This window comes from Kitasatospora putterlickiae, from assembly GCF_039527695.1.
GTDB lineage: Bacteria > Actinomycetota > Actinomycetes > Streptomycetales > Streptomycetaceae > Kitasatospora > Kitasatospora putterlickiae.
On record NZ_BAAAKJ010000021.1, the window covers coordinates 50284 to 59856 of the forward strand.

Annotated in this window: 6 protein-coding genes; 3 read left to right on the top strand and 3 right to left on the bottom strand. The window is 74.2% G+C overall.

Annotation, left to right across the window (positions count from 1 at the left end):
- Positions 1–248: 248 nt before the first annotated feature.
- Positions 249–908 carry a Uma2 family endonuclease gene (locus ABD308_RS02770; protein ID WP_344324922.1) on the top strand — a complete coding sequence of 220 codons (660 nt, stop codon included), beginning with the start codon at positions 249–251 and terminating at the stop codon, positions 906–908.
- Positions 909–1118: 210 nt separating this feature from the next.
- Here the strand turns inward: ABD308_RS02770 and ABD308_RS02775 are convergent, their stop codons facing one another.
- On the bottom strand, positions 1119–2450 hold the full coding sequence (locus tag ABD308_RS02775; RefSeq protein ID WP_344324925.1) for an MFS transporter: 1332 nt from the start codon (positions 2448–2450) through the stop codon (positions 1119–1121).
- Between the two features lie 332 nt (positions 2451–2782).
- Here ABD308_RS02775 and ABD308_RS02780 point away from each other — a divergent pair, with 332 nt between their 5' ends.
- Positions 2783–4399, top strand: coding sequence for a hypothetical protein (locus ABD308_RS02780; protein WP_344324928.1), 1617 nt, complete (start codon positions 2783–2785; stop codon positions 4397–4399).
- Positions 4400–4415: 16 nt separating this feature from the next.
- On the opposite strand, the gene ABD308_RS02785 is transcribed toward ABD308_RS02780, so the two are convergent.
- Positions 4416–4862, bottom strand: a complete 447-nt coding sequence (locus ABD308_RS02785; RefSeq protein WP_344324931.1) for a VOC family protein — start codon at positions 4860–4862, stop codon at positions 4416–4418.
- Between the two features lie 1680 nt (positions 4863–6542).
- Here ABD308_RS02785 and ABD308_RS02790 point away from each other — a divergent pair.
- Complete coding sequence (locus ABD308_RS02790) at positions 6543–8027, top strand: alkaline phosphatase PhoX (protein ID WP_344324934.1); 1485 nt, start codon at positions 6543–6545, stop codon at positions 8025–8027.
- A gap of 61 nt (positions 8028–8088) precedes the next feature.
- On the opposite strand, the gene ABD308_RS02795 is transcribed toward ABD308_RS02790, so the two are convergent.
- Positions 8089–9573: PucR family transcriptional regulator (locus tag ABD308_RS02795; protein ID WP_344324937.1), on the bottom strand; the 1485-nt coding region annotated here is incomplete at its 5' end.

Sequence of the window (9573 nt, forward strand, 5' to 3'; positions counted from 1 at the left end):
GGATGTTCCGGGGCAGCGGTTCTTCTGTACCGGTGTGGGTGCTTTGGGGGTGCGGGTGGCGGTGATGGCGAGGGCGTGCTACCTGGAGGTGGAGATTGCAGGGCGGGTCGGTCGTCAACGTCTGAGATCCGCCGATCGTCAACCCGCTGCCGTGCAAACCGCTCCTTCGGAGGAAAGGTTCGCGCGGCAGTGGTATATCTGCGAGCGGGCGGCCAGGCTGGTGCCGCGACCTCGGAGGGAGCGAAGTCATGTCGGTGGTTGCGTTCGCGCAGTTGCTCCTGCCTGACTCGCCGTACGCCATGTGGGTCCGGGGCGAGCTGGACGAATATCTCCGGCTCCCGGACGACGGTACGCGGGTTGAGGTGGTCGGAGGGGAGATCGTTGTGTCGCCGGCGCCGGTATTCGCCCATGGGGGGATCCTCTCCGACATTCAACGAGGCTTCGAGCGGGCCCTCTTCCTCAAGAGCACCTTTCCCTGGCGGGCCGTTCAGGCGATCAACCTGGATCTGGTCTCGGTGGGGGATGGCTACGTCCCCGACCTGGTGCTGCTGCACAAGGAGATCGAGGCGACGAAGCGGGCGGAGGACGTCCTGCACCTCCACCCGCACGACGTTGAGCTGGTCGTCGAGGTGACGTCCTCGTCCAATGCGCGCCATGATCGCCGCCCTATGTTCGGGCGGCAGGTCAAGCCCACCAAGTGGAGCGGGTACGCGCGGAGTGGGGTGCCGTACTACCTGCTGGTCGACCGCGATCCGCGACAGCCGGGTGTCACCTTGTTCGGCGATCCGGACAAGGGCGAGGGGACGTACGAAACCCTGGGCGAGTGGAAGTTCGGCGACACCGTTCGGCTGCCCGAGCCCTTTGATGTCGAGATCGGCACTGATGCGTGGAAGTCCTGGAGCGGGTAAGGCCTGGTGAAATGCCGCCGCCCGGAACGGTGTCCGTTCCGCNNNCGGCGCGCGGCTATGGCAGGGGCGGGCACCCGCCGGCAGGCGGGTGGGGGGTGGATGGTGGGGAACGGTGGGAGAACTGATCGACCAAGCTGATGAGGCGCGGAAACGGTGCTGCCCGGGGCTTCGGAGGAAGTCCCGGGCAGCGGCGTTTGGGGTGTGGGGCGGTCAGGCCGGCTTGGGTTTGCGGGCTACGGCGAGGGCCAGGGTGGCGCAGAGGAGGGCGGCGAGGAGGGTGAAGCCGCTGGTGGCGGGGAGGAGGCCGTAGATCTGCACGGCGGCGCCGACGGCGACGATGGGGAGGGAGGAGCCGAGGTAGATGATGATCCAGAGGGAGGAGAGTTCGGAGCCCCTCCGTTCGGGGTTCATCGCGGCGACGGCGGTGGTGAACAGGGAGCGGAAGGCGATGCCCTGGCAGGCGCCGCCGAGGACGCTGCCGATGAAGAGGAGCGCGGGGGTGCCGGTGTACTGGGCGGTGACGACCAGCCCCAGGCCGGTGGCCAGGCCGGCCACGCCGAGGGCGATGACCACGCGGTCGGCGGTGGGCGGGACGAGTAGCTGGGCGATGGCCGAGGAGCCGAGCAGGAGGGCCGCGACCACGGCGCCGATCAGCTTGGAGTCGGTGTGCAGCAGCTTGGCGGCGAAGGCCGGGGCCAGGCTGAGGTAGACGCCGAACACCGCGTAGGAGATGAACCCGGCCGTGGCGGCGAGCAGGAACTCGCGGCGGCCGGTGCGCGGCAGCCGGGGGCGCTGGGGGCGCAGGTGGGCCGGGGTGGTGATGCGGGGCGGAGCGGCCGGCGGGCGGTTGCGGCCGGGCATGCGCGGGTGGACGAGGGCGAGCGGCACGCAGAGCGCCAGCAGGGCGATCGAGTGCAGCAGGAACGGGCTGAGCAGCGGGTCGGAACCGCCGGCCAGCAGGGCGCCGATCACCGGGCCGAGGGCGACGCCGCCCGCCGAGCAGGCCAGGGTGATCTTGGCGGCCCGGGCCGGGTGGTCCGGCATCAGGTCGCCGAGGGCGGCTCCGGCGGCGCCGGTGGACAGGCCGACGGCGATGCCCTGGACGGCGCGGCCGGCGGCGAGCTGCCAGAAGTCGCCGGAGGTGGCGAACACGACGTCGCCGACGGCGGACAGCGCGACGGCGGGCAGGATCAGCGCGCGGCGGCCCAGGTGGTCGGACCAGTGGCCGACCACGGCCAGCACCGGGACCAGCGCGAACACGTAGATCGCGAAGAGGATCGTGGTGTCCAGCGCGGTCAGGTGCAGTTGCTGTTGGAGCAGCGAGTAGATCGGCGTGGCCAGGTTGGCGCCGATCAGCATGAGCAGCAGGGCGGCGGCGACGAGGCCGACGCGGACTCCGCGCAGCGCGTTCCAGCGGCTGATCGCGGAGAGCTGGAGCTGGGCGCGGGGCGCGAGCTCCAGGGGAAGCAGGGCCTCCGACAGTCGGCGTCCGTCGAACTGCGCGGTGCGCAGGCCGGAGCCGGCGGGGGAGAGGTCCGCCATGGCAGGGGTCTCCTGTGGCCGGGCACCACCCGGGTCGGCGGGGTGTGCCGGCGCGCCCGTCCTGGCGGCGCTGTGGTGGTGGCCTCGGTGCGGGCTCCCTGGTGGAGCGGGTGAGCTGAGAGGGGGGCTACGTTGCCCGTCGGCGCGCGCGGGGTTGTGCGCGGTACCGACTTCGAAGGATAAGGGGTGGGCGCGCGGTTGCGGCGCGCGCCCCTTGAGGCCGGGCGTCGGGGGTGCCCGGCCTATACGCTGAGGTGGTGGACCGGTGACGCGGAGGTGATCTCCGCGGGCCCGGCCCGGCTGACCGCTCGGCGTAGGGAGAACGCGCAACGATGGCCGCACGACGTCGTAGGAACGCCGAAACCCCGGCGACGGGCGCGCCGGGTGAGGGCGCGGTGCTGCCCGCCGACCTGGAGCTGCAGGATCTGTACGGGGCGTTCGCCGCGCACGGGCTGGACGACGACGACCTGGACGACGCGGCCGTGCTGGTGCCGCCGGTCACCCTGCCGTCCGAGCCGGAGCTGGCCGAGCGGGCGAAGGCCGTCCCGATGCTCGCCTGGGCGCTGAAGCTGGCCCGCTGGACGGCCCCGCACCGCGCGGTGGACGAGTTCGGCGACCTCACCGGCCCGGACCGGGCCCCGGCCGCCCGGCTGCTGGGCCTGGCCCCCGAGCAGGGGGACGCGCCGGAGGAGGCGGTGGTCGAGGCGATGCGCGCCTGGTCGCTGGCCTGTGACCTGGACCTGGTCGAGCTCGGCACCACGGCGGCCGGCGAGCACGTCGCGATCCCCGGCCCGGACCTGGAGCCGGCCGAGGCGGGGGACGCCGACACCGTCCTGGAGCTGTGGCTGACGGCCGCCGGGATCGTCCGCGAGCTGGCGGCGGAGGCGGACTCCCCGGAGCTGGAGCCCGCCGAGGACGCGGCGGAGGCGGACGAGGACGGCCTGAACGAGGTCGAGGACGCCCGCGACGAGGCCGCCGAGCTGCTCGACGAGGCGCTCCAGGTGCTGTACGAGACCACCGCCTTCGCCGAGCCGGGCAACGAGACGGTGCCGCTGGGCGTGCTGGCCGCGCTGCTGGTGGTCCCGGAGGGTGAGGAGCCGAGCGACGAGCTGCTCGGTGACATCACCGATGTGATGGTCGCCCTGGACCCGATGCTCGCCGACCTCGCCGAGCTGGGCCTGCTGGAGTACCGGCCGATCGACCCGGAGCTCTTCGACGAGGAGGAGGGCGGGGAGGACGAGCGCTCCGCGGGGGCGGAGCCGGCGGAGCTGGACGAGGCGGAGTCCGCCCGGTTCGGGATGGTCCGGCTCACCCCGCTGGGCCAGTACGGGATCCGGCAGTGGCTGCTGGAGGACGGCTACGACGCGCCGCTGGTCGGCGACCTGGCCCGGGGCGACGCCGCCGGGCTGCTGCGCGGGGTCAGCGAGGCCGCCAACGTGCTGCCCGAGGAGGAGCTGAAGGTCTGGGTGGCCGGACGGGAGCCGGTGGCGGCGGCGCGCGAGCTGCTCGCGGCGGCGCGCGGCACCGACGCGTACGCCCCGATGCGGCGGTTGCTCTGCCACTCGGCGCTGTCGCTGCTCGGCGCGCCCGCCGAGCCGGCCGTCCGGGAGGTGCTGGACGACCCGGAGCTGGGCGGCGGCGCGCGGGCGTGGCTGGTCTCGCTCGGCGTGACGGACGTGCCCGTGCCCGACCGGGCGATGGCGCTGTGGACGGTCGTGGACGCCTTCGCGGCCCAGCTGCTGGACACCGGCGGCGATCCGGACCTGCTGCGCGACCTGGTCGTCGAGCTGCCGGTGACGGCCGACCCGGTGGGCTACTTCGGCGAGCTGTGGCGCGTCGAGCACCCCTACACGGCGGACGTGCTGGAGGCGGTCGGCGAGCTGCACCCGGACCGGGCGGTGGCCAAGGAGGCCCGCAAGGCGGCCTTCAAGGCCCGCTCCCAGGGCTGAGCGCCGGGCCCGCCGGTCAGTTCGGCAGGTCGAGCGAGCCGTCCTCGGTGAAGGCGAAGAACGGGTTGTGGGCCAGCTCCCACAGGTGGCCGTCCGGGTCCTCGAAGTACCCGGAGTAGCCGCCCCAGTGCGTCGCCGCCGGTGCCTTGACCACGATGGCGCCGGCGGCCACCGCCGTCTCCAGGGCGGCGTCCACCGCTGCCGGGGACTCCAGGTTCACAGCGAGGGTGACGCCGCGGAACGCCGGTTCGCCGGCGGACGGCACGCCCGCGTCGGCGGCCAGCTCGTCGTGCGGGAAGAGGCCGAGCACCGAGTCGGCGGTGCGGAACCAGACGATCGAGGGGCTGGACGCGCCGGAGCGGTGCCAGCCGAGCGCCTCGTAGAAGCGGGCGCTGCGGTCGAGGTCGCCGACCCCGAGGGTGACGATGCTGAGCCGGGCGGGGAAGGGCGTGGTCGCTGTCATGCCCGCCAGCCTAGGCAGGGGGACCGACAGCGGCGCCCCGGACGGGTCCGTCCGGTGGTGGCGGCCGATCCGCCCGGCGCGCAAAGGGCCTGATGACCCGGCAGGTCGGGCCACGTATCGTTGCCCGGGTGCCGCCGGCACGGTGCGGACGGCGAGACAGGGGGTGCGGCGCGGGATGACGCGGGCGAGCGGAGGCGGCCGGGACGGCCGGTTCGGGGATGGTGCGGGAACGGTCGATCCTTGTGACCACCGGGAGGAGCTACCCGGGGAGCGTCCGGGCGACCCCCTGGACGGGCCCCCGGGCGAGCGTCCGGCCGGCGGCCTGGAGGAGTTCCTCGCCGTCCAGGAGGACCTCGCCCGCCGTACCCTCGTCGAGGTCGACTTCCCGGTGTACGGCGTCGCGCCCGTACCGGGACTGGGTGGCGGCGCGCTGGTCGGCTACGGGGCGGACGGCGGCGGCACGGACCTCGGGTCGCCCGCGGCGCCCGGCTGGATCGAGGTCGGCTTCGGCGACTGGACCTCGCCGGCCGGCCCGTACATCACCGTGCGCACCCACCGGCCCGGCGCCGACCGGGTCGAGCCGCTGCCCGAGCTGGAGGACGTCGTCGAGGACGAGCGGGACCGGGTCTACGAGCAGCTCGGCGTCGACGAGGGCGACACGCCCGCCCGGGTCCGGGCGCTGCGCGAGTGGATCACCGTCGACGGCGAGTCGCACGCCGTCGAGGTGCACGAGGACCGGCGCGGCCTGTGGTCCGGCGCGGCGCTGCCCGGCTGCCGCCCGGTCGACGGGTCCGAGCCGGTCTGGGCGGGCCGGTTCCGGGTGGACGGACTGACCGTCACGGTCTGCGGGCGCGGCGTGTCGCCGGGCGGCGTCGAGCTGGCGCGGATCCGGGACCACGAGCGCTGCCTGAGCGGCCGCACCGCGCTGCTGCGCGAGCTGGCCGTCCGGCGCGGCCGGCACCTGCCGGTGGAGCAGCGCGAGCTCTCCCCGGTCGCCGGGCTGGAGGCGCACCGGGCGGTGGTCGCGCACGGCATCGTCGAGGCCGCCGCCCTGGAGGCGCGGCTGCGCTCCGGGCGCNTCGGGGGCGGGCGCGGAGGCGGGCGCGCTGCGCTGGGAGGCGGCGGTGCGCCAGCAGATGCGGCTGGCCTCGGAGACCCGGGCGGAGGCGGTCGAGGCGGTGTCCGCGATGGTCGAGCAGCTCGGCCGGCTCTCCCAGCTGACGCACTGGGTGGTGGGCACGCCGGAGGGCGACGCCGCGGTGGAGGAGTCGATCCGGTACACGGTGTTCGCCAGCGAGGTGGCGAGCGTGCCGGCGCAGCGCGCCTGGCGTCGGGTGCGGCGCGGGGAGCGCGCGGAGCACCCGATCGGTGAGCAGCTGTGGCTGGCGGCCTGGGAACAGTGGCGGACGGCGCGGGCCGGGCGGTGAGCTGACGGGCCGTCGGGGGTGGAACGGCGGGTGACGGGCGGCCGACACGTGGTGTGACCTGTGGTGACGACGCAAAAGGTGAGTCACCGGTTCGCATAAGGTCGGCAAATGACCACTCGGGCGAGGCGTCCGCTTCACCGGCCGTTCACCGGGCGGGCCGAGTCTGCTGGGCGTCGACGTCCACCTCGACACCTCGCACGGCCACGCACCGGGGACCGCCCCGTCGCCGGCCCACCCCTCAGGAGTGACTGCCATGTCGCTGTCCCGCCGGGACTTCGTCAACCGTTCGACCATCGTCGGGGCCGGCGTTCTGATCGCCGGTAGCGCCGAGGCCCTGGCCAGCGCGCCGGGCGCGATCGCCGCCCCGGCCGGTGGCGAGGTTCCGGTCGCCGCGGCCACCGAGGCCGAGCGCGTCGCCGTCGGCTACGGCCCGCTGGTCGCCGACGCGGAGGGCCTGCTCGCGCTGCCCAAGGGCTTCAAGTACAAGGTCCTGAACCGCGCCGGCGTCAGCAAGCTGCGCACCGGTGAGTTCACCCCGAGCAACCACGACGGCACCTCGGCGTTCGAGGACGAGCGCGGCGGCAACCTGCTGGTCGTCAACCACGAGCTGTCCGGCGCCCGCGCCAACTGGCCGAACCCGGTCCCGCTGACCGAGGGCCACGTCTACGACCCGGGCGCGGCCGGCGGCTGCACCATCGTGCACGCCAAGGCCAACGGCAAGGTCGAGCAGTGGGTCGGCATCGCCGGCACCGCCACCAACTGCGCCGGTGGCATCACCCCGTGGGGCACCTGGCTGTCCGGCGAGGAGACCGAGGACAAGGCCGGCAAGAACGGCTTCACCAAGGACCACGGCTACGTCTTCGAGGTCGACCCGTTCGACGACGACTACAACCGCGACCCGCAGCCGGTGAAGGCCTTCGGCCGCTTCGCTCACGAGGCCGTCGTCGTCGACCCGAAGCGCGGCCACGTCTACCTGACCGAGGACGCCTCGAACCCCAACGGCCTGCTGTTCCGCTGGACCCCGGAGGCCGGCTTCAAGCACGGCCGCTACAAGCTGCGCAAGCTGGCCGCCGACGCCGGTGTGTTCGAGGCCTTCAAGGTCTTCGACGCCCAGGGCAAGTTCATCGACGACCTGTCCCGCGCCACCAAGGTCGGCACCACCTACGGCGTGGACTGGGTCAAGGTCCAGGACCGTGACGCCAAGACCGTCTCCATCCGCAAGCAGTTCAAGGACGGCGAGGTCACCCGCGCCCGCAAGCTTGAGGGCATGTGGTGGGGCGACGGCGGCTTCTACTTCGTCTCCAGCTACGCCCGCGCGGAGAGCCCCGGCGCCGCCCACGACGGCCAGGTCTGGTTCTACAACCCGAACCGCCGCACCATCACCCTGAAGGTCCTGCTGGGCGTCAACACCGACGTCCTCGGCGACCACGACAACTACGACGGCCCGGACAACATCACCGTCTCGCCCTACGGCGGCATCGTGATCGCCGAGGACGGCGAGGGCGTCTCGCACCTGTTCGGCGCCACCGACGAGGGCCTGACCTTCCCGATCGCCCGCAACGAGCTCAACATCGGCACCGCCGAGAAGCCCGAGTTCAGCGAGTTCACCGGCGTCACCTTCTCGGACGACGGCAAGACCCTGTTCGCCAACATCCAGACCCCGGGCATCCAGCTGGCCATCACCGGCCCGTGGCACCGCCTGAACGAGCACAAGCGCGGCCAGGGCTACGGCGCCTGAGCCTGACCGCTGAGGCCTGAGCACCGGGAGGGGCCCGCTCCACGCGAGGAGCGGGCCCCTCTCACGTGTCCGCGGGCAGGCGCAGCTGGAGCATGGCGAGCAGCCGCTGCTGCGGTTGGGCCAGGTCGATGCCGGTCAGCTGCTCGGCCCGGCGGACCCGGTAGCGCAGGGTGTTCGGGTGGATGTGCAGGGCGTCGGCCGCGACCCGGACCTCCCCGAGCGCGTCCAGCCAGGCCAGCACCGACTCGGCGAGCCGGGTGCCGTGCCGGCGGTCGTACTCGGTGAGCGCGGTGAGCCGCGGGTCGCGCAGGCCGCCGCGCTCCTGGAGCAGCGCCAGCATCTCGCTGACCAGCACCTCCGCCTGGACGTCGATCAGCGCCGCGACCTCCAGGTCCACCCCGCCGCGGCCCATCGCGTCGAGGATCCGGTCCGCCTGGGTGCGTGAGTCGGGCACCCGGACGAGGCCGTCCACCGTCGAGCCGATCGCCGCGCGCAGCGGGACGCCCAGGTGGTCCCGGGCCGCCTCGACCACCTCCTGGGCCCAGCCGCGCACGGTGGCCATCGGCAGGTTGGCGGGCAGCTCGGGCAGCAGCACGTACACCCGGGACTCGATCGGCGCGAGCAGCGCGGCGCGGTGCCGGGCCGCCGTGTGCACCGAGATCAGGCCGGTCACCTCGGCCCTGGTCAGCTGCTCGGTGGTGCCCGCGCTGTACGCCAGCACGGTGGCCGGGCGGCGCAGGTCCAGGCCGAGGTGGGTGGCGAGCGACTGCGGGCCGGTCGAGCCCTCCAGCAGGCCGGTGAGCAGGGTCTGGGTCAGCCGGACGTCCGCCGACAGCTCCCGGCGCCGGCGCACCAGCTGGGCCGCGGCGACCCGGGCCGCGCCGACCAGCGCCTGCTCGGCGAGCGGGGCGAGCGGCTGGGCGCCCTCCTGCACCCAGATGGTGCCCAGCGGCTGCGCGCCCGCCCGGATGCCGATCGCCAGCCGGCGGCGCAGGCCGAGCTCCGGGTGCGGGTCGACCGCGATGGCGGTGTCCGAGGTGCGCAGGTGCTGGAAGACGCCCCACTCGCGGAGCTTGGACAGGTACGGCTCGGGGCCCTGCCAGCCGAGGATGGAGAGCCGGCGCAGGTCGTCGACCTCGTCGGAGTCCGAGGAGCGGGAGTAGGCGAGCACCCGGCTGGAGGTGTCCTCGATCGAGACGATGCCGTTGGTGAGCACGGCGACGGTCTGGGCGAGCGAGAACAGGTCGCCGGCGTTGTGCTCGCCGGTGCCGGGCGTGTCCGGGGCGTCCGGGCCGGCGATGATCGCGCGGGCGAGCGAGTCCAGGTGCTCCCAGCGGGTCTCCCGGCGCACCGACAGCAGCGCCACGCCCGCCTCGGTGGCCGCCTCGCGCAGCGCGTCGGCCTGCCCGGGGGCGTCCAGCTTGACGGCCACCGCGGCGGCCCCGGCCCGGCCCGCGGCGCGCAGCGCGGGGAGCGCGGCCCGGCCGCGGGCGCCGATCGCGAGCACGAGTTCGCCGGAGGCGGCGGTCGGCGGGTCCTCGGGGTC